At 67.3% G+C, this 26,381-nt stretch carries 24 protein-coding genes and 1 riboswitch; of the genes, 6 read left to right on the forward strand and 18 right to left on the reverse strand.

Annotation, left to right across the window (positions count from 1 at the left end; all coding sequences use genetic code 11):
• Positions 1-21: 21 nt before the first annotated feature.
• The 12 genes from BFE01S_RS12450 to BFE01S_RS46550 form a co-directional block, all read right to left on the reverse strand.
• A complete protein-coding gene (locus BFE01S_RS12450; protein ID WP_028225782.1) occupies positions 22-783 on the reverse strand; it encodes a lysophospholipid acyltransferase family protein in 762 nt (253 codons plus the stop codon).
• A 78-nt stretch (positions 784-861) separates the two neighbouring features.
• Positions 862-1,425: a D-glycero-beta-D-manno-heptose 1,7-bisphosphate 7-phosphatase gene (gene gmhB / locus BFE01S_RS12455; protein WP_028225783.1), complete on the reverse strand. Its 564-nt coding sequence runs from the start codon at positions 1,423-1,425 to the stop codon at positions 862-864.
• A 30-nt stretch (positions 1,426-1,455) separates the two neighbouring features.
• Entirely contained in the window at positions 1,456-3,555 is a 2,100-nt protein-coding gene (glyS, locus tag BFE01S_RS12460) for a glycine--tRNA ligase subunit beta (protein WP_028225784.1), read from the reverse strand.
• A gap of 16 nt (positions 3,556-3,571) precedes the next feature.
• Positions 3,572-4,579, reverse strand: coding sequence for a glycine--tRNA ligase subunit alpha (glyQ, locus tag BFE01S_RS38440; RefSeq protein WP_084169773.1), 1,008 nt, complete (start codon positions 4,577-4,579; stop codon positions 3,572-3,574).
• A 227-nt stretch (positions 4,580-4,806) separates the two neighbouring features.
• A complete protein-coding gene (gene lnt / locus BFE01S_RS38445; protein ID WP_042337589.1) occupies positions 4,807-6,531 on the reverse strand; it encodes an apolipoprotein N-acyltransferase in 1,725 nt (574 codons plus the stop codon).
• 144 nt (positions 6,532-6,675) lie between these two features.
• On the reverse strand, positions 6,676-7,569 hold the full coding sequence (locus BFE01S_RS12475; protein ID WP_028225785.1) for an HlyC/CorC family transporter: 894 nt from the start codon (positions 7,567-7,569) through the stop codon (positions 6,676-6,678).
• 272 nt (positions 7,570-7,841) lie between these two features.
• On the reverse strand, positions 7,842-8,510 hold the full coding sequence (locus BFE01S_RS12480; RefSeq protein ID WP_042337591.1) for a gamma-glutamylcyclotransferase: 669 nt from the start codon (positions 8,508-8,510) through the stop codon (positions 7,842-7,844).
• Positions 8,511-8,582: 72 nt separating this feature from the next.
• Positions 8,583-9,044, reverse strand: a complete 462-nt coding sequence (gene ybeY, locus BFE01S_RS12485; protein ID WP_028225787.1) for an rRNA maturation RNase YbeY — start codon at positions 9,042-9,044, stop codon at positions 8,583-8,585.
• A gap of 48 nt (positions 9,045-9,092) precedes the next feature.
• Positions 9,093-10,196, reverse strand: coding sequence for a PhoH family protein (locus BFE01S_RS12490; RefSeq protein WP_028225788.1), 1,104 nt, complete (start codon positions 10,194-10,196; stop codon positions 9,093-9,095).
• A 34-nt stretch (positions 10,197-10,230) separates the two neighbouring features.
• On the reverse strand, positions 10,231-11,601 hold the full coding sequence (gene miaB / locus BFE01S_RS12495) for a tRNA (N6-isopentenyl adenosine(37)-C2)-methylthiotransferase MiaB (protein WP_028225789.1): 1,371 nt from the start codon (positions 11,599-11,601) through the stop codon (positions 10,231-10,233).
• 317 nt (positions 11,602-11,918) lie between these two features.
• Entirely contained in the window at positions 11,919-12,887 is a 969-nt protein-coding gene (locus BFE01S_RS12500) for a LysR family transcriptional regulator (RefSeq protein WP_028225790.1), read from the reverse strand.
• A gap of 11 nt (positions 12,888-12,898) precedes the next feature.
• Positions 12,899-13,435 (reverse strand): hypothetical protein, encoded by a 537-nt coding sequence (locus tag BFE01S_RS46550; protein WP_028225791.1) that lies wholly within the window; start codon positions 13,433-13,435, stop codon positions 12,899-12,901.
• Positions 13,436-13,446: 11 nt separating this feature from the next.
• Between BFE01S_RS46550 and BFE01S_RS12510 the strand changes: the two genes are divergently transcribed.
• From BFE01S_RS12510 to ribB, 3 genes are all read left to right on the forward strand, one after another.
• Complete coding sequence (locus BFE01S_RS12510) at positions 13,447-14,637, forward strand: MFS transporter (RefSeq protein ID WP_028225792.1); 1,191 nt, start codon at positions 13,447-13,449, stop codon at positions 14,635-14,637.
• 369 nt (positions 14,638-15,006) lie between these two features.
• On the forward strand, positions 15,007-15,723 hold the full coding sequence (locus BFE01S_RS12515) for a helix-turn-helix domain-containing protein (protein ID WP_028225793.1): 717 nt from the start codon (positions 15,007-15,009) through the stop codon (positions 15,721-15,723).
• Between the two features lie 137 nt (positions 15,724-15,860).
• Positions 15,861-16,050, forward strand: a riboswitch (FMN riboswitch).
• 166 nt (positions 16,051-16,216) lie between these two features.
• Positions 16,217-16,939 (forward strand): 3,4-dihydroxy-2-butanone-4-phosphate synthase, encoded by a 723-nt coding sequence (ribB, locus tag BFE01S_RS12520; protein WP_042337592.1) that lies wholly within the window; start codon positions 16,217-16,219, stop codon positions 16,937-16,939.
• An 87-nt stretch (positions 16,940-17,026) separates the two neighbouring features.
• Here the strand turns inward: ribB and BFE01S_RS12525 are convergent, their stop codons facing one another.
• On the reverse strand, positions 17,027-17,713 hold the full coding sequence (locus tag BFE01S_RS12525) for an HAD family hydrolase (protein WP_028225795.1): 687 nt from the start codon (positions 17,711-17,713) through the stop codon (positions 17,027-17,029).
• A 253-nt stretch (positions 17,714-17,966) separates the two neighbouring features.
• Between BFE01S_RS12525 and BFE01S_RS12530 the strand changes: the two genes are divergently transcribed.
• Positions 17,967-18,359 carry a hypothetical protein gene (locus tag BFE01S_RS12530; RefSeq protein ID WP_028225796.1) on the forward strand — a complete coding sequence of 131 codons (393 nt, stop codon included), beginning with the start codon at positions 17,967-17,969 and terminating at the stop codon, positions 18,357-18,359.
• Between the two features lie 241 nt (positions 18,360-18,600).
• Here BFE01S_RS12530 and BFE01S_RS12535 read toward each other — a convergent pair whose 3' ends face one another.
• Positions 18,601-18,798 carry a hypothetical protein gene (locus tag BFE01S_RS12535; RefSeq protein WP_028225797.1) on the reverse strand — a complete coding sequence of 66 codons (198 nt, stop codon included), beginning with the start codon at positions 18,796-18,798 and terminating at the stop codon, positions 18,601-18,603.
• A 716-nt stretch (positions 18,799-19,514) separates the two neighbouring features.
• On the opposite strand from BFE01S_RS12535, the gene BFE01S_RS12540 reads away from it, so the two are divergent.
• Together BFE01S_RS12540 and BFE01S_RS12545 are read left to right on the forward strand one after the other, a co-directional pair.
• A complete protein-coding gene (locus BFE01S_RS12540; RefSeq protein ID WP_407668210.1) occupies positions 19,515-20,318 on the forward strand; it encodes a ferritin-like domain-containing protein in 804 nt (267 codons plus the stop codon).
• Between the two features lie 125 nt (positions 20,319-20,443).
• Positions 20,444-20,953: a hypothetical protein gene (locus tag BFE01S_RS12545; RefSeq protein ID WP_028225799.1), complete on the forward strand. Its 510-nt coding sequence runs from the start codon at positions 20,444-20,446 to the stop codon at positions 20,951-20,953.
• A gap of 114 nt (positions 20,954-21,067) precedes the next feature.
• On the opposite strand, the gene BFE01S_RS12550 is transcribed toward BFE01S_RS12545, so the two are convergent.
• The 4 genes from BFE01S_RS12550 to BFE01S_RS12565 form a co-directional block, all read right to left on the reverse strand.
• Positions 21,068-22,768, reverse strand: coding sequence for a DEAD/DEAH box helicase (locus tag BFE01S_RS12550; RefSeq protein ID WP_028225800.1), 1,701 nt, complete (start codon positions 22,766-22,768; stop codon positions 21,068-21,070).
• Positions 22,769-23,000: 232 nt separating this feature from the next.
• Positions 23,001-23,621: a PAQR family membrane homeostasis protein TrhA gene (gene trhA / locus BFE01S_RS12555; RefSeq protein WP_028225801.1), complete on the reverse strand. Its 621-nt coding sequence runs from the start codon at positions 23,619-23,621 to the stop codon at positions 23,001-23,003.
• A gap of 167 nt (positions 23,622-23,788) precedes the next feature.
• Complete coding sequence (locus BFE01S_RS12560) at positions 23,789-25,084, reverse strand: c-type cytochrome (protein WP_028225802.1); 1,296 nt, start codon at positions 25,082-25,084, stop codon at positions 23,789-23,791.
• A gap of 21 nt (positions 25,085-25,105) precedes the next feature.
• Positions 25,106-25,861, reverse strand: a complete 756-nt coding sequence (locus tag BFE01S_RS12565; RefSeq protein WP_028225803.1) for a c-type cytochrome — start codon at positions 25,859-25,861, stop codon at positions 25,106-25,108.
• Between the last annotated feature and the right edge of the window lie 520 nt (positions 25,862-26,381).

Raw genomic sequence — 26,381 nt, forward strand, 5'->3', positions numbered from 1 at the left:
CCGCTTATCGGCCCGCTCGCGTCAGATGCGAGCCGCGTTCGCCGACGCGCCATCCGTCTCGCGGTACGCCGCCGGATCGATGCGCCGCATCTCGGCTTCGATCCACTGCTCCACGCGCGTATTGACTGCGTCGGGCGAGAGTCCGGTCGTCTCGATCGGCTTGCCGATCGACACCGTGACTATACCCGGATATTTAATGAACGAGTTGCGGGGCCAGACGCGCCCCGCATTGTGGGCAATCGGCACCACCGGCGCGCCGGTTTCGATGGCGAAGCGCGCGCCGCCGGTCTTGTACTTGCCCTGCTTGCCGACAGGCGTGCGCGTGCCTTCCGGAAACATGATGACCCAGGCGCCTTCGGCCATGCGCTGCCGGCCCTGGCGCGTCACCGAATCGAAGGCGTGCTTGCCTTCCTTGCGGTTGATCTGAACCATCTTCAGCATGCCGAGCGCCCAGCCGAAGAACGGCACGTACAGCAGTTCGCGCTTGAACACGTAGCACAGCGGGCGCGGCATCAGCGCCGGAAACGCCAGCGTTTCCCATGCCGACTGATGCTTCGAGAGCAGCACGGCCGGGCCGTCCGGCAGGTTCTCCCAGCCCTCGATGCGGTAGCGGATGCCGTTGAGCCAGCGCGTGACGAAGAGCGTCGTGCGGCACCAGCCCACCGCCATCCAGTAGCGCCGGTCGGCGTTCATGAACGGGAACGCGATGAAGCACGCCGTTGCGTACGGCATGGTGAACGCGATGAAGTAGATGAACAGCAGCAGGGAGCGGAGAAAGCGCATCGGTCGGGGCGGAAGGGTTGGGCGAGCGGCGCGCCTGAGGCACGCGCCGCCGTGGCCGTTCGGGTTAGCGTGGCGTGCTCAGGCCGGCTCGCTCGCGAGGAAGTCGAGCGCGAACGCGCGCAGGTCCGCATGGACCTGGGTGCCCTCGGGCAGCCCGCCCGCGCTCAGCGTTTTTTCGCCCTTGCCGGTGAGTACGAGATGCGTGCGAAAACCGAGCGCGGCGCCGGCCTGCAGGTCGCGCAGCGAGTCGCCCACCACGGCCGTTTCCTCGGGGTCGATCTCGAAGCGCTCGGCGAGCATCTTCAGCATGCCGGGCTTCGGCTTGCGGCAGTCGCAGTGGTCCTGCGCCGTGTGCGGGCAGAAGAACACGGCGTCGATACGCCCACCCACGGCCGCCGCGAGGCGGTGCATCTTCGCGTGCATGGCGTTGAGCGCGGCCATGTCGAAGAGGCCCCGGCCAATGCCGGACTGGTTCGTCGCCACCGCAACGCGATAACCCGCCTGGTTCAGGCGGGCGATCGCTTCGAGGCTGCCGGGGATGGCGATCCATTCGTCGGGCGACTTGATGTACGCGTCGGAATCGACGTTGATCACGCCGTCGCGGTCGAGGATCACGAGTTTTCTGCTGGAACTGGTCGGCATGGCGTCGCGCTCAGTGTGGGCCCGGGGGCGTCAGGCGGCGAGCCGCGAGATGTCCGCTACGCGGTTCATCTGCCGGTGCAGCGCCTTGAGCAGCGCGAGCCGGTTGGCCCGCAGCGCCGGGTCTTCGGCGTTCACCATCACGTCGTTGAAGAAGGTGTCCACCGTTTCGCGCAGCGCCGCGAGCGCCGTGAGGGCGCCCGTGTATTCGCGGGCCGCGAGCTGCGACTCCACGCGCGGCGCAACCTGTTCGAGCTGCGCGTAGAGCGCCTTTTCGGCCGCTTCGACGAAGAGCGCGACCTGCACGCCGGCGTCGTCGGCGACCTCGGACTTCTTGAGGATGTTCGAGATGCGCTTGTTCGCCGCCGCGAGCGACGCCGCTTCCGCGAGCGCCGCGAATTCGCGCACCGCGTCGAGGCGCGCGACGATGTCGTCGAGGCGCGTGGGATTCATGGCGAGCACCGCGTCGATTTCGGCGGCGGCGTAGCCGCGCTCGCGCAGCAGACCGCGCAGGCGGTCCATGCAGAATTCGTAGATCGCAGCCGTCGAATCGGTCACGGCCGGCACGTTCGCGAACTGGGCCTGCGCCGCGCGCAGCAGTTCGAGAAGATCGAGCGGCAACTGCTTTTCGACGAGGATGCGCAGCACGCCCAGCGCGTGACGGCGCAGCGCGAACGGGTCCTTTTCGCCGGTGGGCGCGAGGCCGATGCCCCAGATGCCCACGAGCGTTTCGAGCTTGTCCGCGAGCGCGACGATCGTGCCCGTCGGCGTGGCCGGCAGGGCGTCGCCGGAGAAGCGCGGCTGGTAGTGTTCGGAGCACGCAATCGCCACTTCTTCGGGCTCGCCGTCGTGGCGCGCGTAGTACGTGCCCATCGTGCCTTGCAGCTCGGGGAACTCGCCCACCATGTCGGTCAGCAGGTCGGCTTTCGCGAGGCGCGCGCCGCGCCTCGCGAGCGCGACATCGGCGCCGGCCCGTTGTGCGATTTCGCCGGCGAGCGTTTCGAGGCGCTCCACGCGCTGCAGTTGCGAGCCGAGCTTGTTGTGGTACACGACGTTCGCGAGCAGCGGCACGCGATCGGCCAGCGGCTTTTTCTTGTCCTGCTCGAAGAAGAACTTGGCGTCGGCCAGACGCGGGCGCACCACGCGTTCGTTGCCTTCCACGATCTCGACCGGCGTGTCGGTCGCGATGTTCGAGACGATCAGGAAGCGCGAGCGCAGGCGGCCTTCGGCGTCGGTGAGCGCGAAGTACTTCTGGTTCGTCTGCATCGTGAGGATCAGGCACTCCTGCGGCACCTGCAGGAATTCGTCCTCGAACCTGCAGGCGTACACCACCGGCCATTCGACGAGCGAGTTCACTTCGTCGAGCAGCGCTTCGGGCATCACGACCTTGTCCTCGCCCGCGGCGGCGATCAACTGCGAGCGGATCGATTCGCGCCGGTCCGCGTAGTTTGCGATCACGGAACCCTTGTGCTTGAGCGCGTGCGCGTAGTCGTCGGCGCGCGTGATGGCGATCGGGCCTTCGGAGAGGAAGCGGTGGCCGCGCGTGGTGTCGCCGGCGTCCACGCCGAATGCGCTCACCGGCACGATCTGGTCGCCGTGCAGCGCGATGAGGCGATGCACGGGGCGCACGAACTGCACGTTGCTGCCGTCCGGGCGCTGGTAGGTCATGACCTTCGGGATCGGCAGCTTCGTGAGCGCTTCGTCGAGCACCGCCTGCAGGCCGTCGGCGAGCGTCGCGCCGGGTGCGGCATAACGCAGGAAGAAGGCTTCGTTCTTGCCGTCCGAGGCGCGTTCGAGCTCGCTCACCGGGAAGTCGGGGAAGCCGAGCGCCGCGAGCTTCTTCGCGAGCGGCGCGGTGGGCTGGCCGTTCGCATCGAGCGCGACCGAGACGGGCAGCACTTTTTCGCGCACCTGCTTTTCGGGCGCGACGCTGCGCACGTTCCTGATCGTCACCGCGAGGCGGCGCGGCGTGGCGTAGCGTTCGAACGAGAGGTCGCCTTCGATCAGGTCGCGTGCGGCGAGGCGCTCGGCGATACCTTCGGCGAACGCGTCGCCGAGGCGCGCGAGCGCCTTCGGCGGCAGTTCCTCGGTCAGCAGTTCGACGAGGAGAGTGGCGTGATGGGCTTGGGTCATTGTTCTGGTGATCCGGTCATTCCTCGTCGAACTTGCGTTCGACCTTCAGCGGCGGCGCCCAGGCGGGCATCGCGGCGTCCTGTTCGTCGGTGGTGAGGCCGGGCACGCCGTGCACCGGATTGCCGAGCATCGGGAAGCCGAGCTTTTCGCGCGAATCGTAATACGACTGCGCGACGCTGCGCGAAAGCGCGCGAATGCGGCCGATGTAGGCGGCGCGCTCGGTCACGGAGATCGCGCCGCGGGCGTCGAGCAGGTTGAACGTGTGAGCGGCCTTGAGCACGAGTTCGTAGGCGGGCAGCGCGAGCTGCATTTCCATCATGCGCTTCGCTTCGCCTTCGTACGCGTTGAAGAACGTGAAGAGGAGATCGACGTTCGCGTGCTCGAAGTTGTAGGTGGACTGCTCGACTTCGTTCTGGTGGTACACGTCGCCGTAGGTGAGGCGGCGGATCTCGGGGCCGTTCGGGCCTTGCTCTTCCCACTCGGTCCACACGAGGTCGTACACGTTCTCGACCTTCTGCAGGTACATCGCGAGGCGCTCGAGCCCGTAGGTGATTTCGCCCAGCACCGGCTTGCAGTCGAGGCCGCCCACCTGCTGGAAGTAGGTGAACTGCGTGACTTCCATGCCGTTCAGCCACACTTCCCAGCCAAGGCCCCAGGCGCCGAGCGTGGGGTTCTCCCAGTCGTCTTCCACGAAGCGCACGTCGTTCTGCTGGAGGTCGAAGCCCAGTGCTTCGAGCGAGCCGAGGTACAGGTCGAGGATGTTTTCCGGCGCGGGCTTGAGCACCACCTGGTACTGGTAGTAGTGCTGCAGGCGGTTCGGGTTTTCGCCGTAGCGGCCGTCCTTGGGGCGCCGCGAGGGTTGCACGTAGGCGGCTCGCCACGGCTCGGGGCCGATTGCGCGCAGGAAGGTATGGACGTGCGAGGTGCCGGCGCCGACTTCCATGTCGATCGGCTGGAGCAGCGCGCAGCCCTGCTTGTCCCAGTAAGACTGGAGCGTCAGGATGATTTGCTGAAACGTGAGCATGAAATGCCTGCAGTTTGCTTTTTTGGGGCAGGAAGCGGCGGCTTCCGGCGGCGCGCACGGGCGAGGCGCCCGGCAGCCCTGGCCGGGAAGGCCTGGTGCTAAAACGTTGAATTTTACCGGATCGGCGCGGCGTTGAGACCTGGGCCCGTATTTCGGGGCCCAGGTCCGGGTGCGCAGGGGTGCAGCGCTGGGGCGCAGTGGGCGCCGCGGACCACCCGGCGGCTGTGTTACGGCTTGCGTTCCGCCTTCGCGCGTCCGGGGCGGCCCGGCCCGAAGGCGAAGCCGAACGCCAGCATCAGCAGCGAGATCGCGACCACGGTGTTGTTGCCGCTCGTCACATAGGGCGTGAAGCCCGTCGTGCCTTCGATGTGCACGTCGAGCGAGCCCACCGTATAGACGGGCAGCCGGGCGATCACGCGGCCGTGGGCGTCGATGGCGGCGGTCATGCCCGTGTTGGTGGCGCGCAGCATCGGCCGGCCGGTTTCGAGCGAACGCATGCGTGCGATCTGCAGGTGCTGGTCGAGCGCGATGGTGTCGCCGAACCAGGCGAGGTTCGTCGAGTTGATGAGAATGCCGGGCGAAGTGGGGTTGTCGCGCACGCTGCGGGCGATCTCCTCGCCGAAGATGTCTTCGTAGCAGATATCGGCGGCCACCGGCTGGTTGTGCACGAGGAACGGCGCCTGCACGGGCGCGCCGCGCGCGAGGTCGCCCAGCGGGATGTTGAGCAGGTTCACGAACCAGTGGAAGCCCCAGGGCACGAATTCGCCGAAGGGCACGAGGTGGTGCTTGTCGTAGCGATAGAGGCCCGGCCGGCCCGGCGTGATGCCGAAGAGGCTGTTCGTGACATCGACGAGGTGTCCGTCCGGCGTGATCGTGCCGCCCAGCGCGCCGAACAGGATCGCGGTGCCGGTGGAATCGGCGAAGCGGCGCACGGCGAGCGCGAACGGCTGCGGCATTTCCTGGAGCAGCACGGGGATCGCCGTTTCGGGCGTGACCACGAGGTCGGCGGGCTTCTGGGTAATGAGCGTCTGGAATTCGTCGAGCGCGGCCTGCATGCCGGCATCGGAGAACTTCATTTCCTGCTTGATGTTGCCCTGCAGGAGGCGCACGTCGAGCGGTGCGTTGGCCGGCTCGGTCCACGGCACGAGCGGCAGCAGGAGGCCCGCGACGATCAGCGCCGCAGCCAGGGCGGCCGGCACGACAGCCGCCGCGCGCGGCGCGCCCGGGCGCGGCTGGGCGGACAGGGCCGGCTCGCCGCCCGGGGAGCGGCGTTTGAGCGCCCATGCCCGCACGAGAGCCTGCACGATGAGCGCGGCGACGAGCGCGAGCACCCAGCCCACGCCGTACACGCCGGCGATGGGGGCGTAGCCCGAGAGCGGACCGTCCACTTGCGCATAGCCGCTCGCGAGCCATGGAAAGCCCGTGAACACATAGCCGCGGCCCCATTCGCCGAGCGCCCACGCGCTCGCGAACGCAAACGCGCCATGCCAGGTGGGCGAGAACGGCGCGTCGCCCGCGCGGCCGTTGCTGGCGTGTCCCGCGCAGAACGACCAGACGGTGGCCGCGAGTGCCGGATAGAAGCCCAGATAGAGCGAGAACAGCACGAGCGCGGCACCCGCGAGCGGCGCGGACATGCCGCCGTAGAAGTGCATGCTCACATACAGCCACCACACGCCGGTGACGAAGTTGCCGAAGCCGAACGCCCAGCCGGTCATGAGCGCGCTCTTCCAGCCGGTGGTGCGCGTGAGCCAGAAGTAGAAGCCCGCGAAGATCGCGATTTCGAGCCAGCCGCCATGCGGGGTCGGCGCGAACGAGAGCGTGTTGAGCGCGCCGAGTGCGGCGGCGGCCAGATAGTGCCAGGCGGGCAGCGCGCGGCGACGGGTGTCGTCGGCGGGTCGCGTGGCGGCGGTAGGCGCGCCGGCGCGCGCGGGAGAATCGATCGGTTCGGACATGGAATTGGGTTGCGCTCGGGTTTCAAGCAAACGCCGGCCTGCGGGCCGGCGTCTTCGGTTGGCGGCGGCATGGCGCGCTGCCGCCTGCGGTCGTGCCGCCCGGGTTGACGCCGCGTTCGTGCAGCGTTGCCCGGGCGGAGCCGCTCAGGTGCCCGGAGGCTGCAGCTCGCTTTCGCGCAGCCCGGCCATCGGGTCGCGGCGCACGAGCAGCATGTGGACCTGGCGGGCGTCGGCGCGCAGCACCTCGAAAATGAGGTCGTCGATGCGTACCTTTTCGCCCCTGTGCGGCACGTGGCCAAAATGATGCGTGACGAAGCCGCCTATCGTATCGACTTCCTCGTCGGAGTAGCGGGTGCCGAACGCCTCGTTGAACTGCTCGATTTCGGTGAGCGCCCGCACGCGGTAGCGCCCGTCCGGCGAGGCGATGATATTGCCGCTTTCCTCGTCGAAATCGTACTCGTCCTCGATGTCGCCCACGATCTGCTCGAGCACGTCCTCGATCGTGATGAGGCCCGCCACGCCGCCGTACTCGTCGACGACGATCGCAATATGGTTGCGGTTCACGCGGAAGTCGTGCAGCAGCACGTTCAGCCGCTTCGATTCGGGGATGAACACGGCCGGGCGCAGCATGCCGCGCACGTCGAATTCCTCTTCGGCGTAGTAGCGCAGCAGGTCCTTCGCGAGGAGCACGCCGATCACGTTGTCGCGGTTGCCCTCGTACACGGGGTAGCGCGAGTGCGCCTTCTCCAGCACGAAGGGGATGAAGTCGTCGGGACGGTCGGCGATGTTGATCGCGTCCATCTGCGCGCGCGGGATCATGATGTCGCGCGCGCTCAGTTCGGAGACCTGGAACACGCCTTCGATCATCGACAGCGAATCGGCGTCGATCAGATTGCGGGCGTGCGCGTCCTGGAGGATTTCGAGAAGTTCGCTGCGCGAGTCGGGCTCGGGCGAGATGAAGTCGGTCAGCCGCTCGAGCAGCGTGCGCTTTTCCTGCGGTTTGTCGGTATGTCGTCGACTGGGATAGGAGTCGTTCATGGTGGTGCGCCCTCAGGCCCCTGGATGGCCGGGCGCGTTGTTGCGGAAGGTTAAGGATACATCATGCCCGTTGCGGCTCTGTGTAAGGGCCGCCGGCAGGTCAATCCTAACGCAGATGCGGCGCCCTCGCGTGGTGGACGAAAAAGCCGGGTTCCGCGCTTCGGTAGCGATGCGGGTCAAAATTTGGCCGGACTTCAGTCGCCGACTGACGGCGCCGGCGGATTGGGTCGCGAGGCCTATGCGCACGTTAATGAGCAGATTAACGCGCAGGCTTACGCGCAGCGCGCGAGCAACTGCTCCAGCGCCCGGTCCGGCATGCCGCTTTCGCGCAGCGCTTCCACGGTGCGCCGCACGTAGTCGAGCGTCGTGCCGTAGCGGCCGCTCGCGCAGCCGAGCACCGTGCGCACGGTCGCGTCGTTGAGCTTGCCGGTGTAGGTGGCCACGTCGCGGCGCATGACGAAGGCGAGCGCCGACACGCGCCGGCCGCCGGCCAGCACGCACGGCAGCCACGCTGGCCGGTACGAGCCCATTGCCATTTCGCGGCGCCAGAGGGCTTCGAGATGCGGCATTACGCCCTCGGCGGCCAGCCGGAACGCGACACCGGCGCACGAGCCGCCGCGGTCGAGCGCGAGCACGAGCCCCGGCTGTTCGGGCGTGCCGCGGTTCACGCGCGACCAGAGGTAAAGGCCGCGGTGATAGCCATGCACGCGCGAGCGCACGTTTTCGACGGTGGGCAGCCCCGGATTCCAGATCAGCGAGCCATAGCCGAAGAGCCACAGATCGCTCGCGCCGTCCCAGCCCGAGAGGGCGCAGTCGAGCGACGCCTGCAGTTCGGCTTCGGTCAGGAGCCGCGACTCGCCGAGCGCCGGCGGGTAGCCCGGGCAGGGCGCTGCGGCGCCTGAGAGCAGTTCGGGGGCCGGATCGGGGTCTTTGGCGCTCATGTCGTGCGGGCTGAACGGACGGAATGTGCTGAACGTGCGGACGGGGTTTTCAGGCGTGGCGGCCCGGCACGCTCACTTGTAAGGATCGGGAAAGCCGAGCGACGTGAGGATTTCAGTCTCGATGCCCTCCATCTCCTCGGCCTCGGCTTCGTTCTCGTGATCGTACCCCTGGGCGTGCAGCGCGCCATGCACCAGCAGGTGAGCGTAGTGCGCGGCGAGCGGCTTGCCCTGTTCGGCTGCTTCCTTTTCCACCACCGGGCAGCACAGGATCAGGTCGCCGGTGACGGGATCGTCCTCGCTCTCCGCGTAGGCGAAGGTGAGCACGTTGGTCGAGTAGTCCTTGCCGCGGTACGTGCGGTTGAGCGTGCGGCCCTCTTCGGCATCGACGAAGCGCACCGTGAGCTCGGCGTCGGCGAAAAGGGCGGCCTTCACCCACGCCGCCACGGTCGCGCGCGGCAGCGCCGCCTTGTGCTGCGGGAACGCCTTCGCGGCGGGGAACTGGACGGTCAGTTTGAGTTTCGGTGTGCGGGCCATAAAAGCGAAAGCAGCAAGCGAAAGCAGCGCGTGCGGTCGGGCGGGCGGTCAGCGGGCGTCGGCGTTGCCTTCGTCCTTCTTCGCGTGGGCGTCGTAGGCTTCGACGATACGCGCGACGAGCGGATGGCGCACGACGTCTGCACTCGTGAAGCGCGTGAGCGCGATGCCGCGCACGTTCGCGAGCACGTGCTGCGCCTCGACGAGGCCGCTCTTGTGGCCGCGCGGCAGGTCCACCTGGGTGGTGTCGCCCGTCACGACGGCCTTCGAGCCGAAGCCGATACGCGTCAGGAACATCTTCATCTGCTCGGGCGTGGTGTTCTGCGCCTCGTCGAGGATGATGAACGCGTGATTGAGCGTGCGGCCGCGCATGTAGGCGAGCGGTGCGATCTCGATCATCTGGCGCTCGAACATCTTGGCGGTCTTGTCGAAGCCGAGCAGGTCGTAGAGCGCGTCGTAGAGCGGACGCAGATACGGATCGACCTTCTGCGCGAGATCGCCCGGCAGGAAGCCCAGGCGCTCGCCCGCTTCCACGGCCGGACGCGTGAGCACGATGCGCTTGACCTGGTCGCGCTCGAGCGCATCCACGGCGCAGGCCACGGCGAGATAGGTCTTGCCGGTGCCGGCCGGGCCGATGCCGAACGTCACGTCGTGCGAGATGATCTGCTTCAGATACTCGCGCTGGGCGGGCGTGCGCCCGCGCAGGTCGGCGCGGCGCGTATAGAGCTTCGGGCCGAGTTCCTCGGCGTCGAGCCCTTCGCGCACGGGTTCGTCGAACGGATGGTCGGGGTCGCCGCGAAAGCGCGGGTCGATCTCCGCAGCGTCGCTGTTGCCGCTGCCGGCCGCGGTGCCGTTGCCGCGGTTGCGCGGGTCGTTGGCCGGATTGCCGGGATGGCGCGCTTCCACCAGCGCGAGCTGGATGTCGTCGACGGACAGCGGGTCGCGGGCCCGGTTGTAGAAGTTTTCGAGTGCGGCGAGCGCGAGCCTGGCGCCGCGGCCGCGGATTGCGATCCGGTGGCCGCGGCGCGCGAGCGTGACGTCGAGCGCCTGTTCGATCTGCCGCAGGTTCTCGTCGAGCGGGCCGCACAGATTCGCAAGCCGCGCGTTGTCGTCGCGCGGCGCGGTGAATTCCAGTTGCTGCTGTTGGTTCTTCAAGGTAGCGGTGAACTCCGGTTCAGGGGCTGCGCGGTTAGTGCGCAAGCGCCGACGTGTCCTCGTGCGCGAGCACGAGCTCGCCGCGCAGCGAATGCGGATACGCGTGATTGATCTTCACGTCGATCATCTGGCCGATCAGGCGTGCGTGCGAAGCGAGCGGCGCCGGGAAGTTCACGACGCGGTTGTTCTCCGTGCGGCCCGAGAGCTCGCCCGGGTCCTTGCGCGACGGGCCTTCCACGAGAATGCGCTCGACCTGGCCGACCATCGACTGGCTGATGCGCTGCACGTTCTCTTCGATCGTGGCCTGCAGATGCTGCAGGCGCTTCAACTTCACTTCGCGCGGCGTGTCGTCGTGCAGGTTCGCCGCGGGCGTGCCGGGGCGCGGGCTGTAGATGAACGAGAAGCTCGTGTCGTACTTCATCTCTTCGACGAGCGCCATGGTCTTTTCGAAGTCCTCCCCGGTCTCGCCCGGGAAGCCGACGATGATGTCGGTGGAGAGCGAGAGGTCCGGACGGATCGCGCGCAGCTTGCGGATCACCGACTTGTATTCGAGCACGGTGTAGCCGCGCTTCATCGCCATCAGCACGCGGTCGGAGCCGTGCTGCACCGGCAGGTGCAGGTGGCTCACGAGCTTGGGCACCTTCGCGTAGGCGTCGATGAGGCGCTGCGTGAACTCCTTCGGGTGCGAGGTCGTGTAGCGGATGCGCTCGATGCCGGGGATGTCGGCCACGTATTCGATCAGCGTGGCGAAGTCGGCGATGTCGTGCGCGCCGCCGAATTTCCCGCGATAAGCGTTCACGTTCTGGCCGAGCAGCGTGACTTCGCGCACGCCCTGGTCGGCGAGGCCCGCGATTTCGGTGAGCACGTCGTCGAGCGGGCGCGACACTTCCTCGCCGCGCGTGTAGGGCACCACGCAGTAGCTGCAGTACTTGCTGCAGCCTTCCATGATCGAGACGAAGGCGCTCGGGCCTTCCACGCGCGCGGGCGGCAGATGGTCGAACTTCTCGATTTCGGGGAAGGTGATGTCGACCTGCGGACGGCCGCTCGCGCGGCGCGCGTCGATCATCTGCGGCAGGCGGTGCAGCGTCTGCGGGCCGAACACGAGATCGACGTACGGCGCCCGCGAGACGATGGCCGCGCCTTCCTGGCTCGCCACGCAGCCGCCCACGCCGATCAACAGGTTCGGGTTCGCTGCCTTCAGTTCGCGCACGCGGCCGAGGTCGGAGAACACTTTCTCCTGGGCCTTCTCGCGCACCGAGCAGGTGTTGAAGAGGATCACGTCCGCGTCTTCGGGCGTGTCGGTCTTGACGAGGCCTTCGGCGGCGCCGAGTACGTCGACCATCTTGTCGGAGTCGTACTCGTTCATCTGGCAGCCAAAGGTCTTTACATAAACTTTCTTGGTCATCGGGGATTCGCCGTTCGCAGTGGTTGACCTGGGGGCGTCGTCCGGTGCTGCGGGTCTGGACTACGGTGATAAAAGGGGACTGAAACTGATCGGGCCGCGTTGCGATGCGTCCTTCGCGCTTTCTGCCGCTGTTGCCGGAGTGCCGGATTTCCGGCTCTTCGTCGGCGCTTTCGTCGACATTCATCGGCCTTCATTGCCGACTCCAGCGCGGTTTCCACGCTGCTTTGCGCAGATTTCCCGTGCGGGTTTCCGTGCGGCTTCCGTGCGATTTTTCGCCGTTTTCCGGCACTGCGGCCGCGCTTCAGCGCAATCTACCATTATAGCCTTTTGCGCTGCCATTCCTCGGGCGCCGAAACGGGTGCGCAAGGTACGAGGGCGTCCAGTTCGTCGGCCGTCTGCGCGAAGCGCACCGTGAGGAAATCCAGCACCGCACGCACGCGCGGCGCGACAAAGCGGTTGCGGTGATAAAGCGCGTGCAGCGGCGCGTCCGGATAGCGCCAGTCGGCCATGACGATCCTCAGCCGCCCGGCGCGCAGGTCGTCGGCCACGTCCCAGATCGACTTCACCGCGAGGCCGTAGCCGCACAGCGCCCACTGGCGCGCGACGGCGCCGTCGTTGGTTTCGAGCGCCGTTTCCAGCGCCACCGTGTGCTGCTGGACGACGTCGCCGCGTGCAAAGCGCCACTCGTTGACGGGCCCGGCCACCGAGCCGATCACGATGCAGTCGTGGTTGGCCAGATCGGCCGGTTCGCGCGGCTCGCCGCGCCGCGCGAGATAGGCGGGCGAAGCGCACAGCACGCGCCGGTTCGGCGCGAGCGGCCGGGCCACGAGCGAGCTGTCCTGCGGCGTGCCGAAGCGGATGGCGAGGTCGATGTCTTCCTGCACGAGATTCGTGAGCGAATCGCTCAGCAGGAGCGCGAAACGCACCTCCGGATACTGCTGGCGGAACTCGTCGAGCCATTGCATCAGCAGGTTGCGGCCGAAGTCGGAGGTCGCCGAAATGCGCACCTTGCCGCGCACGACGTTCTGACCCTCCTGAAGTGCCGATCTGGCGTCGTCGAGCGAGCGCAGTGCCTGCTCGCTGCAATTCAGGTAGAGCCGGCCTTCGTCGGTGAGGCGCAACTGGCGGGTAGTGCGCTCGAACAGGCGCGCATGCAGGCCGGATTCGAGCCGGGCGAGCCGTGCGCTTGCCGCCGCGGGGGTGAGGCCGAGCTTGCGGCCCGCCGCCGAGAGGCTGCCCAGCCGCGCGGCTTCGACAAAGAGGCGAATGTCGCCGAGATTGTCCATGACTGCGATTATTAGACTGCGTTTGAAAATGATTCAAATGCTACGCTAATTATCAAATCAACGCCGCGCGTGGAGAATTCGGCTGTCTGAAATTCGTTCTGCGTTCCGCTCCTGCGCCCCGGCGCACTTCGGACCGCGCTGAAGGTAGCCGCCATGCCGCTCGACCACGTCACGCCCGTCACGCCCGACCTCGAAGCCACGCGCCGTTTTTTCGCGACGTTGCCGGCTTCGAAGAAGGTGCCCGGCCGCCGTTTCGTGTCGCGGGGTGCTGGTTCTACGCGGGCGGCCGCCCGGTGATCCCTCTCATCGACGCGACGATACCCGCCGCCCCGGCGGCCTTCGTCGCACCGCGCATCGATCACCTGGCCTTGCGGGTCGCGGCTGCCGGCGAGTGGCGCGCGCTCATCGAGCGTCTGCAGGCGTATGGCATGCCGTGCCAGTGCGCCGAGGTGCCCGCTAACGCGGAACGGCAACTTTTCGTCGCTTGCGCCCGGCGTCGTCGTGGAATCCGTCACGGCGCCGGGCAGTGCGGCGGCCGCCTGATTCACGGAGTCTTTCGATGCCTGTTCCTCTTCTTGCGCTGGCGATCAGCGCGTTTGCCATCGGCACCACCGAGTTCCTGATCATGGGCCTTTTGCCCGAGGTCGCACGCGACCTCTCGGTGTCGATCCCCGCCGCGGGCCTGCTCGTGACGGGGTATGCGCTCGGCGTCGCGGCCGGCGCGCCGCTGCTCGCCGTGCTCACGAGCCGCATGCCGCGCAAATTCGCGCTGCAACTGCTGATGGGCGTATTCATCGTCGGCAACGTGCTGTGTGCCGTCGCCACGAACTACTCGCTGCTGATGGTGGCGCGCGTGGTCGCCTCGTTCGCGCATGGGTCGTTCTTCGGCATCGGCGCCGTGGTGGCCGCCTCGCTCGTGCCTGCCGAAAAGCGCGCGAGCGCCATCGCGCTGATGTTCACGGGTCTCACGCTCGCGACCGTGCTAGGTGTGCCGTTCGGCACGGCGATAGGCCAGCAGTTCGGCTGGCGCGTGGCGTTCTGGATCGTCAGTGCGCTGGGTGTGATCTCGCTGGCCGGCGTGACCCTGCTCGTGCCGAACCACCATGACAGCGCGCCCGCGGGGCTGGGCCACGAAGTGCGCGTGCTGCGCGATCCGCAGGTGTGGGTGGCGCTCGGCATGACGGTGCTCGGCTTCGGCGGCGTGTTCGTGGTGTTCACCTATATCGCGCCGATTCTCGAGCAGGTGAGCGGCTTTTCGCCGCGCGGCGTGACGCTCATGCTCGTGCTGTTCGGCCTCGGTCTCACGCTCGGCAACACGCTGGGCGGCAAGCTGGCCGACCGGGCGCTCATGCCTTCGCTGATGGGCATACTCGTGCTGCTGGCGATCGTCATGGCCGTGTTCACGAAGACGAGCCATGCGAGCCTGCCTGCTGCGATCACCGTGTTCATCTGGGGCATTGCCGCGTTCGCCACTGTGCCGCCGCTGCAGATGCGGGTGGTGGCGAAGGCCGCTGCGGCGCCGAATCTCGCTTCCACGCTCAATATCGGCGCGTTCAACGTGGGCAATGCGATGGGCGCGTGGTTAGGCGGCCTTGCGATTGCGCGCGGCGTGGCGCTCGATGCGCTGCCGTGGGTCGCGGCGGCCGTGTCGGTGGCGGCGCTGCTGCTGACCTGGTTCGCGGCGCGGCTCGACGCGCGCGCGACGCCGGCGAGCAACGCGCGCGTTGCGGTGGGGCAGGATGCGGGGTGAGGGCGCTGTCGGCGCAAAGCGGTTTGCGCGTCAGTTGGTTTTCAGCGGCTCGACGAGTTGCGGTCCATCAGTTCCGGCGGCGTTGACCGTACGGCTAACGGGGAAGCATGCGAAGGCATCGGCCGGTAAGGCGGCGGTGCGGGCGAGTTCGCGGGCGATCTCTTCGGCGCGAGGGCGGCGTCACATAGTCGATGGCCGAATCCGCGGGCTTTCTGCGCCAGGTAAGGTGGCACGGTAGCGGCGGGAAAGCTAAGCGAACGAACGCGATAACGGTGTGAAGATAACTTCGTTGGGCGCCGCAAAACCCGATGCTAGTCTTGCCTCCATTCCTGCTCTCGCGCCGCTGGGCGGCGCTTTACGGAGGCACACATGAGTACCCCGCTTGCGCTGGTGCGCGATGGGCATGCCGGCGATGCGTCCGGCGCAGCGCGCGCCGAAGGTCCGTTCGATTCGCTCGAGTACCTGGTTGGCGTCAATCTCGCGCGCCTGCGCGCCGAACGCCAGCTTTCTCTCGATGCGCTGGCGCGCGCCTCGGGCGTTTCGCGCGCGATGCTCGCCCAGGTCGAGTCGGCGCGCAGCGTGCCCTCGATCAAGGTGCTGTGCAAGGTGGCGGCCGCACTGAAGGTGTCGGTCTCCGCGTTCTTGCGGCGCCACGCGGTAAGCGGCTTCGAGCATCTGCCGGCCGAGCGCACGCCGCGCCTCGTCAGCGCCGATGGCCGTTTTTCGGCTCGCGCGCTCTATCCGGAGCACGAACCCGCGGCCGCCGAGTTTCACGAGCTGCGCATTGCGCCGCTGCACACCGAGACCGGCACGCGGCGCGCGCCAGGCACGACGATGAATCTGGTGGTGAGCGAAGGCACGCTCGAAGTGAGCATTCACGACCGGCGCCAGTTGCTCGCCACGGGCGACGCGATCGTGTTCGACGCCGATCAGCCCTATGCGCTGCGCAACCCCGGCGACACGGAAGCGCGGGTGTTCCGCGTGACGCTGAACGCCGAAACGCCGCCGCGCTGGGATGTGCCCGAACTGGCCTCGCTCGCCGCGCTGCCGGCGCTGGGCGCGGATGCGCCCCGCCATCCGGCCTGAGCGGTGTCGCGGGCGTAGTGCGTGTCGTCGCGCCGCGTATGCGGCAGCGCACAAGAATTTGGTCTAGTGCCTGTTTCCCGCGCTGCAGGTTGCGGCCGGGTGTTGTATCCTTGGTCCGCCGGTCGATCCGGTAATCAGTGCGTCTTCAGGGCGGGGTGAAATTCCCCACCGGCGGTATGCCGGCCCGTGCCGAAAGGCACAGCCAGCGAGCCCGCGAGCGCCTGCGCAAGTTTCTCGGTCTCGTGGCGTGGCCACGGGCGCGCAGGGTCAGCAGATCTGGTGCGAAGCCAGAGCCGACGGTGAGAGTCCGGATGGAAGAAGATGTGCAGATAGTCATGTTTGCCCATCCGTTGCGGCTCGCATGCCGTGCGCTTCGCGCGCCCCTTTTCGGGCGCGCAGGCGTGTGTGCGTGTCAGGCGTGCGGTGAGGGTGTCTTGTCTGTTTGCAATGCCCTGAAACGTTTTTCGCCCAACTCTTGCGAGGAGCGTTTCACATGTCTTTCAACACCAGTATTGCCTCTTCGGTCGAGCAGCCGCTCGACGCCATCCACGATCTTCCGTTGCTCGACGCCGTTGCGGTGCCGCCGCGCATTGCTGCCGCGCTCGAGGCCATGCGCGAAGGGCGCCCGGTCGTCCTGCAGGACGACCACGACCGCGAGGACGAGGCCGACCTGATCGTGGCCGCCGACCGCCTGACAGCGCAGACGATGGCGCTGTTCATCCGCGAATGCAGCGGCATCGTGTGCCTGTGCCTCCCGGACGAGAAGGTGCGCGCGCTCGAACTGCCGCCCATGGTCCCGCACAACGAAAGCCGCAACCGCACGGCGTTCACGGTTTCCATCGAAGCGCGCCACGGCGTGAGCACGGGCGTTTCGGCGGCGGACCGCGTGACGACGATCCGCGCGGCCATCGCTCCAGGCGCGAAGCCGGCCGACATCGTGCGGCCGGGCCACGTGTTCCCGCTGCGCGCGCAGCCAGGCGGCGTGCTGACGCGCCGCGGCCACACCGAAGGCACGGTCGATCTGGCCGCGCTGGCGGGTCTCGCGCCGGCAGGCGTGCTGTGCGAGCTGATGAACCCGGACGGCACGATGGCGCGCGGCGACGAAGTCGTGCGCTTTGCGAAGCTGCACGACCTGCCGATGCTGACGATTGCGGAACTGGTCGAGTTCCGCGAGTCGCTGGCGCAGGCGCGCGAACGCTGCGCGGAACCGGCCTGATCTCATAGGGCTGGGCAGGCCTGCGCGCGCGTTATACGCTCACGCGCGCGCAGGCCCGATACTGCTATCGCACTGCGCGCCGCCCGCCTACGACTGCACGTCGCCGAATTCCCCGCGCACGCCCGCTTCGACCAGCGCGGGCAACTGCTCCATCCGTTCGATGATCCGGCTGATCCCCATTTCGCGCAGCACGTCCGCGTAGCCTGCGGGGATATGGCTCGCGCCGACGAACGCGATCGTCTTCATGCCGGCCGCCCGCGCGGCGTTCAGGCCGGAGATGCTGTCCTCCACGACCACGCAGCGCGCCGGTTCCACGCCGAGCCGTTGGGCCGCGTGGAGATAGACGTCCGGGTAGGGCTTGGGGCGGGCCACTTGTTCCGCGCTGAACACGCGCTCGCCGAAGATCGTGTCGAGCCCCGCGCGGCGCACCGACGCGCTCACGCGCGCGAGGTGGCTGTTCGACACCACGGCGGCAGGCAGCGCGATCTGGCGCAGGGCGTCCCGTACGCCGTTGATCGGGCAAAGCGATTCGGCGAGGGCGATTTCGATGTTGTGGTCGATGGTCGCGATGAAGTCGTGCGGCATCGTCAGGTTGAAGCGGGCGGCGATGCCGTCGAGAAAGCGCGACGTTTGCTGGCCGAACGCCGCTTTCACGGCCGCGTGGAAATCGACGCCGGGAAAGGTTTGGCTGAGCGTTTCGAGCAGCACGCGATCGGCGATGACTTCGCTGTCCACGAGGACGCCGTCGCAGTCGCAGATGAGGTGGTCGATCATGCGCAAGACTGAAGGTAATACGGCGGACCGCCGCCGAGGCGGCGCGTCCGGGTGGGAGGGAAGGCTGAAAACATCATGATACGTGCTTTTCGGTGCGTGGCCGGGCTCCATTGAGTCGATATGGGCAGTATTGCGCTTTACCGGATTGGCGTCGCCTCGGCCGAACGGCCAGGGTGCCGCCCGTGCCGCGCGATGCGACAATAGCGCCGTGAGCAGTCAGGGATCGGTCGTTCAATCGGAAGCGGGGGAAGACATGCGTGGACTAGCGATGAGCGGCGCGGCGCTGCTGCTGGCGGGGTGCCTGAACATGCCGGGGCCTGAAGGTGGATTCGGTGGGTTCGGCGGGTTCCGCGGGCCGTCTTTCGCCGACTTGCAACAGATGTGCAGCGGCCAGCCCGTCGATTTCGGCGCCGACACGCAGGCCGTCTATTCCGCGACTTTCGACGCCTGGGTGGCCAACCGCCACGGCAAGCTTTCGCATGAGCAGTACTGCGGCTTCCAGGCGGCGCTTGCCCAGCACTACGCGTCGCTGGGCACGAGCACCGACCCGCAGGTTCGCAATCAGTGGGTGAGCTGGCTCAACGAGCAGCGTGCGAGCGCCATCACCTGGCGCGCGGCCGCGGACCCCACCTTACGCTCGGGCTGAGCGTCGGATCGAGCCAACTGCGGGAGCCGGCGGCGAAAGCCAATACGGTGGAAAAAGTGGTCACGCGGGCATGAAGCGCGCGGGTCCGCGTGACCGTGCACTGCAGGCGCGTACGTCTACAGCCGTGCGCCTGCATCGGGGATGCGCTCGACCAGAAGCGCTGTGCCGGACGATTCATCCCGGCGTCCGGCCCGGGTCGAAAGCGTTGATGTCGAAGAGCGGGCGCTGCGCGCCCGCACGGCTATGAACAGCGTTTGATGGCTCGCAACGCGGAGTCGCCGGTTTCGGTCAGGCGCCATTGCTGGTGGCCGGTGGCCAGTCGTTCAAGCTGAACGAGTTGCCGTTCGAGCAGCGCGTCCAGTTCCTCCCGTTCCATGTCGATCTGATTGGGAGCGTCCTTCACCAGCAGCAGGGTGGCGAATTCATGCGGACTCAGCATCGTTCTCTCCGTGTTGCCGCATCAGAGGTCGCCACGAGCGGCCCGAAGGTGGCCTGGCGACAGAATGCGGTGGTGTGAGCGAAAGCCTGCAACCGTGCGCGTTGCCTGGTAGGGGGCGGCCAGCTTCCGGCATGCGGAGCAGCAGCCAAATGGCATCCAGCCCGGGATCGGCGACGGGGAACTGGAGTGTAGTCAAAGGGGCAACGTTGTACAAACCACCTGCCCAAAATATTCCGTTTGACATTCACCCTCTCCAGAAGCGGGTGAGGCGTGCGGGCAGATCCTTGATTTCACTTGAAGTTTTCATCGCACTGCCACAATGCGCGGAGGGTTGAACGTTTGCGCGAAGGGCGGGCCGATGCTCGTGCGCAGCGCGTCTGGTGCATCGCGGCAAGCGGGTCCACCGGGCGGGTATGCAGGGTGGGCCTGCCAAATGCGCGATGCATGGCAACAGGTCACTCGCGCCATGGCCCGGCGGCCCCGTCAGGGAAATCGTTCAGGGGCGTCTTTTCCCGGAACTGCCCGCGCCCGGAGCGGTCTGTGCTCTTTGACTGCAGCCTGGCGAAACAACAGCTAAGATGGATTGCAAATGGACGGTACCTTTCACTATGCGTAGCGCCGGTTGCAGACCGAAAGCTGCGCCGCGCCCAGCGCTGGCACAGATACCGCTTTGGGAGCACAACACAATGCATAACGACATTGAGCCTGGCCACGTAATGCCCTGGCGTATCGAAGACATCGATCTCACGCGCATCGATCGTCAACGCGCGGCCGCCAACGAAGACCTGCTGCTGCTGCTGTGTGCCTCGTCGTTCATCGAGAGCGGCTCGGACCTGTACACCAGCAATCTCAGCGTGTTCTTCAACGGCGACCCGGAAGTGTCGGAGTGGCTCAACAGCGAGTGGGAGCCCGAGGAGCTTCAGCACGGCCGCGCGCTCAAGACTTACATCCAGTACGTCTGGCCCGAGTTCGACTGGGACACCGCGTTCAACAACTTCTTCGCCGAGTACTCGAAGACCTGCTCGTTCGAGGAGTTCGAAAAAACCCGCGCGCTCGAAATGGTCGCGCGCTGCGTGGTGGAAACGGGTACGGCCACGCTGTATCGCGCGATCGGCGAATGCTCGGACGAGCCGGTGCTCAAGGAGATCACCGACAACATCCGCACCGACGAAGTGCGCCACTACAAGCACTTCTTCCGCTATTTCAAGAAGTACAACCAGATCGAGGGCCAAGGCCGGCTGGCGGTGCTGGGCGCGTTGCTACGCCGCGTGATGGAGATCAAGAACGAGGATTCCGAGATCGCGCTGCGCCATGTCTTCGCCATCCGCTACCCGGACCGCGTGGACGACCCCGCCTACAACCGCGAACTGACCGCGCGCGTGAACCGGCTGGTGCGGCACAATCTTTCAGCGGACATGTGCGTGAAGATGCTGCTCAAGCCGCTCGACATTCCGGCGCGCATCCAGCCGGGCGTGCATTATCCGCTCGCGAAGATCACGCAGCACGTGTTCTTCCGCTAGGTGCGCCGCGCGCGTTGGCGGGCATCGGTGCGCGCCAGTACGCGTTGCTGCGATAGAGCCCGCCGAACAGCGGGCTTTTTCTTTTGCGCGGCATGGGAAGCCAGGCGAAAACGAGGACGAAGACAGTGAGCGATCCAGGTTTGGACAACCATCGCGCAGACCGTTTGCAGTTCGAGGCATGGCCGCCCGACCTGCTGGCGTGGTTCGACGGCAGCAATCTGGCTGGCAAGACGGGATTTACGGCTTCGCTCGTGACGCGCCAGACCGATGGGCGGCTCGGCACATCGCTGCTGGGCATCGGCGAGCTTTACGCGCCCGATGCGCGCACGCTTCGCCTCGCGCTGTGGCGGGGCGCGCGTTCGGCGCGCTCGCTGGCGAGCGGCACGCCGGCGGCGTTGACCTTCGTCTTCGACGGCGCTTTTTTTCAGGTGCAGCTCGACGCCGCGCAGATGGCGTCGCGAGAGGCAGAGGCGGCAGGACTGGCGTGCTTCGAGGCTGCGATCGCGGCCGGCGAGGCACAGCGCGTGCCCTATGCGCGGCTCGAGTCCGGCATCGTGTTCACGCTCGACGAGAGCGGACGTGAAGCGACATTGCGGCGATGGGCCGAGCAGGTGGAGTGGCTACGACAAGGATAGGAGAGAGAAGCAGGGCGGGCGCGCGACCCACGCCTTGAGGCGGGCGCCGCGCCCAGGCCGTCCGGGCGCGGCCTGGCCGGTGCCGCGACGCCCTGCCGCGGCACCGATCCACGATCAACGCTCGCGCGGACCGTTGCCGTTACGGCGTGCATCGCCGCCGGAGCGGCCGCCGAGCAGTGCACCCGGGTTCGACGACTGCGGCTTGCGTGGCGCGCGGTTGGTGGCGCCGTCGTGCGCTGCACCGCGGGTGCGCTCGTGGTCGTGCGAGCTTTCGCGGCGGGTGTGCTCGGCCCGCGAAGCGCCTGCGCCCGGACCCTGTGCTTTCACTTGACCCTGTGCTTTCACCGGGCCCGAGCGTGCGCCGCCCGCGGGCTTTGCCGGGCGCTGCGCGCCGTTGCCGGCGCCATTCCCGCCGCGGCCGCCGTTACCACTATTGCCGCCGCCGGCCTGGCGCGCTTCACCACGCCCCTCGCCGCGACCGCTGCTGCGGCCATCATTGCGGCCATCGCCACGTCCCTGACCTTCTTTACGACCTTCTCCGCGCCCTTCACGAACCTGCGCCGGCCGGCCCTGGCTCCCGCCGTTGGCGCCGCCGCGCGCCTGACCCTGCTGGGGCTGCCGCGGCGCGCGGGCGCCGCCCTGGCTGCGCCGCAGGATCGGCTCGGGTTTCGCGTGCGGGTCCGGCTCGAAGCCCGGCACGACCTCTTGCGGCACCGCGCGCTTGATGAGCTTCTCGATGTCCTTGAGCAACTGATGCTCGTCCACGCACACGAGCGACACGGCCTCGCCCGTCGCCCCGGCGCGGCCCGTGCGGCCGATGCGGTGCACGTAGTCCTCGGGCACGTTCGGCAGGTCGAAGTTGACCACGTGCGGCAACTGGTCGATGTCGATGCCGCGCGCCGCGATATCGGTCGCCACCAGCACCTGCAGCGTGCCGTCCTTGAATTCGGAGAGCGCGCGCGTGCGCGCCGACTGGCTCTTGTTGCCGTGAATCGCCAGCGCGCTGATGTCGTCCTTCGTGAGCTGCTCGGCGAGGCGGTTCGCGCCGTGCTTCGTGCGCGTGAACACCAGCACCTGGAACCAGTTGTGCTGGCGGATCAGGTGCGTGAGCAGGTCGCGCTTGCGGTCGCGATCGACCGGGTAGATCTTCTGCGCGACGGTCTCCGCCGTGGTGTTGCGGCGGGCCACTTCGATGAGCGCGGGCGAGTCGAGCAGGCTGTCGGCCAGCGCCTTGATCTCGTCGGCGAAGGTGGCCGAGAAGAGCAGGTTCTGGCGCTTCGGGGGCAGCTTGGCGAGCACGCGCTTGATGTCGTGGATGAAGCCCATGTCGAGCATGCGGTCGGCTTCGTCGAGCACGAGAATTTCGAGCTGCGAGAGGTCGATGGTCTTCTGCTGCATGTGATCGAGCAGACGGCCCGGCGTCGCGACGACGATATCCACGCCGCGCCGAAGTGCGTCGATCTGCGGATTGATGCCGACACCGCCGAACATCACCGTCGATTTGAGCTTCAGGTACTTGCCGTAGGCGCGCACGCTTTCTTCCACCTGCGCGGCGAGTTCGCGCGTGGGCGTAAGGATGAGCGCGCGCACGACGCGCTTGCCGCCCGCGGCGGCCGGCATGCCGGACAGGCGCTGCAGGATCGGCAGCGTGAAGCCGGCGGTCTTGCCGGTGCCCGTCTGGGCGCCGGCAAGCAGGTCGCCGCCGCCCAGCACGGCGGGGATCGCCTGCAACTGGATCGGGGTGGGCGTCGTGTAGCCGAGTTCGTTGACGGCACGGACCAGCGGTTCGGACAAGCCGAGAGATTCGAAGGACATAGAGACTCGTTGTATAGCGTTGACGCAAGCGGAGCAGCGCGGCGCTCATGCGCGCGCCGGGGGGAGCCCTCTGGGACCCCGAGGCCCGGCCTGCTTGCATGCATGGCTCGACGGCGCGCCAGTGCGCGCGCCATCTGACAGGCGGTCTATGCAGACCCGCCGGCTGGCGTTAAGTTGCATCGGCGGGCCGCTGACACTGCGGCGGCCACGCGATGGCTTCGCTTATGACGCGTCACGCGACATAGCGCGCAACGCTGACGAATTGACAGACGCTCCCGGCCAGTACGAACAGATGCCAGATACCGTGTCCGTGCCGGATGCGTTCGTCGTTGACGAAAAAATAAATGCCGACGCTATAGATGATGCCGCCGGCGAGCAGCCATGCGGTGCCGGCGGCCGGCAACGCTTCGAGCAGCGGGCGGACCGCCACCACGGCGAGCCAGCCCATCACCACGTACAGGATCATCGAAAGCGCGCGCGTGCGGCGCCCCAGCGTGAGTTCCTGCACGATGCCGAGAGCGGCCAGCCCCCAGCTCACGCCGAACAGCGACCAGCCCCACGGCCCGCGCAGCGTAACGAGCGTGAACGGAGTATAACTGCCCGCGATCAGCAGATAGATGGCCGCGTGGTCGCATTTCTGAAGAAACGCTTTCACACGCGGACCGCGCACGCCGTGATAGAGCGTCGAGATCGTATACAAGGCGCACAGCATGGCGCCATAAACAGCGAAGCTCACGACCTTGTAAGCATCGTGATCGAGCGCGCCGATCGTCACGAGCGAAACGAGGCCCGCTATCGACAACATCGCGCCCACGAGGTGAGTAAGGCTGTTCAGACGCTCACCAGCGTGCATACCGACTCCTTCTTCTTCTACCTGCCTGCATCGGGCGCCGCGCGACGCCCCGGCGGGCCGGTCCGCAAGCCCGCTGCAATATTCCGGATCGAAATAGCGAAGGGCGCAGCCTGCGGTGTTCAGCAGGCTGCGCCCCCTCAAGCAGACGCAACTATAACAGGCCGAGCCTAGTCGAGCGGCGCGGAGCGCAGATCGGCCACCTGTTGTGGGGAAACCGGCTTGCCCTTGTTGCCCCAGGACATGCGGATGAAGGTCACCACCGCCGCGACTTCCTGGTTCGAGAGCGCCTGGGCGAACGGCGGCATGCCATAGGGCCGCGGGTTGCCTTCGGTGCTCGGCGGATAGCCGCCGTTGAGCACCATGCGGATCGGATTCACGGCCGAGCGCATCTGGATCGACTGATTGTTCGCGAGCGGCGGGAAATTCGGCGGCATGCCCAGGCCGTTTTCCGCGTGGCACTTTGCGCAATTGTCGTGATAGATCTTCTGGCCCTGCTGCAGCAGCTCGCCTCCGAAGGCCTCCGATGTCTCCATCTGCATCGTCTCGGGCGCCTCGCTCTTTTGCGGGATGGTCTTGAGGTAGGTGGCCATCGCCTTGATGTCGTCGTCCGAGAGGTACTGCAGGCTGTTGTGCACCACGTCGGCCATCGGCCCGAATACGGCGCCGCGCTGCGAGATGCCGGTCTTCAGCAGGCTCGAGATGTCCATGATGTCCCAGCCGCCGAGACCGCCTTCGCTCGACGTGAGCGAGGGCGCATACCAGTTCTGCAGCGGGATCAGGCCGCCCGCGAACGCCGCCGAGTTGACCGGGCCGCCCACCGCGTTGATCGACGTGTGGCACATGCTGCAGTGGCCGAGGCCCTCGACGAGATACGCGCCGCGGTTCCATTCGACCGACTGGTTCGGGTCCGGCTTGTACTCGCCCTCGCGGAAGAACAGCGTGCGCCAGCCGATCAGCAGGTTGCGGTTGTTGAACGGGAACTTCAGTTCGTGCGGGCGGCTCGCCACGTGCACGGGCGCCACCGAGCGCAGGTACGCGTAGATCGCATCGGCATCCGCGCGCGTCACCTTCGTGTAGCTCGCGAACGGGAACGCCGGGTAGAGCAGGCTGCCGTCCTTCGAGCGGCCCGTGTGCATGGCGCGGTAGAAGTCGTCGGCGCTCCATTTGCCGATGCCGTACTCGTCGTCGGGCGTGATGTTGGGCGTGTAGAGCGTGCCGAACGGCGTGGCCATCGGCAGGCCGCCCGCGAAGAGCTTGCCGCCGCGCACCGTGTGGCAGGCCACGCAGTCGCCGGCGCGCGCGAGATACTCGCCGCGCTTGATGAGGTCGGCCTGGTCGGCGGGCGTTGCGGCGAAGGCCGCCGAGCTGCGCAGATAGCCGCTGCCGGACCACAGCACCGGCACGAGCGCCGCCGCGGCGGCGACCACGACTGCGGAAAGTGCGAACAGGGACTTGCGGTTCATATGGCTGTCTCCCCCGGCGCCTTATTGCGGTTCGCTGCCGCACGCAAGCGGCGTCTTCAACGAGTTCGCCGCTACCGGCACGGGATTCTGCGGAGCGGGCTGCGTGGCGAGCCAGGCCGCGACCGCGTTCACGTCGTCATCGGTGAGACGCGTGGCGATCTCATGCATGCAGTCCGGCGCGATGGCATGGCGCGAGCCCGAGCGCCATGCGCCGATCTGCGCGCTGATGTAGTCCGCGTGCAGCCCGACGAGACCCGGGATCGCGGGCTCCATGCCGGTCAGCTTCGCGCCGTGGCACGCCGCGCAAGCGGGGATCTGCCGTGACGGATCGCCGTGCAGGACGATGTCGTGGCCGCGCGCGAGCGTGCTGCCGGACACCGTGGGCTGCGAAGGCGGCGGATAAGGCGGCCGCTGCTTCGAGAAGTAGGTGGCGATCTCGTGCAGGTAGTCGTCGGAGAGATAGGTGACGAGGTAGTTCATCGGAGGGTACCTGCGGCGCCCCTCGCGGAAATTCAGCAACTGGTTGTACAGGTACTCGGCCGGTTTGCCGGCGAGGCGGGGGAAGTAGTCGTTGTCCGTGCCCTGGCCATGCGAGCCGTGACACGCGGTGCAGCCCTGCACGCGCGATTCGATGGTGTCGGGGGCCTTGGGCTGGGACGCCTGCGCATGGGCGGCGTTGAAGGCACCGGTCGCGCCGAAGAGCAGTACGGCTCCCAGCGGCGCAACGAGCGGAATGAGCGGTCGGAGGATACGTCTTGGGGACACGCGTAACTCCATCTTTATCGTGGACCTGAACCAGGCATCGTAAGACCCGGGTTATAGGCTGCGCGCGATGAAAGCCGAAGACCGTGCGCGCTGCGGTGACGCGGCGATTCTAGCACTGCGACCCGATAGCGACGATTTGACGCATGCCCCAGTTGGCCCCGCTGACAGGCCCTGGGAAAACGATCGCGGCAAATCAAGACGCTTTCGTCGGTATCATTCTGCACCCAATAACCGATCCGTGGTGTGGGTTTGTTCACTGCCGTGCGAGGTGCCTGCCGGAGTCGCGCGGAAGGGGGCGCACTCCCGCGGTTGCGCTGACGCGTTCGTTGCGTTCATTGAACCGAACGGCGCGGCGCCTATCGAACGAGGCCCGGCGCGCGGGCGTCGATGGTGCGCCGCGGCGGTTTCGTTTTTCATGTTGTTTCCTTGCCACTGGTCTCGATGACTCTAATTGCCCTTTCTTTTTCGACGTTGCATGCCCGTGCAGCCGTCGTTTCCGCCTGCCCTTCGACTGTCCTGCGCGAGGAGGCGA

The organism is Paraburkholderia ferrariae NBRC 106233 (assembly GCF_000685035.1).
In the GTDB taxonomy this organism is placed as follows: domain Bacteria; phylum Pseudomonadota; class Gammaproteobacteria; order Burkholderiales; family Burkholderiaceae; genus Paraburkholderia; species Paraburkholderia ferrariae.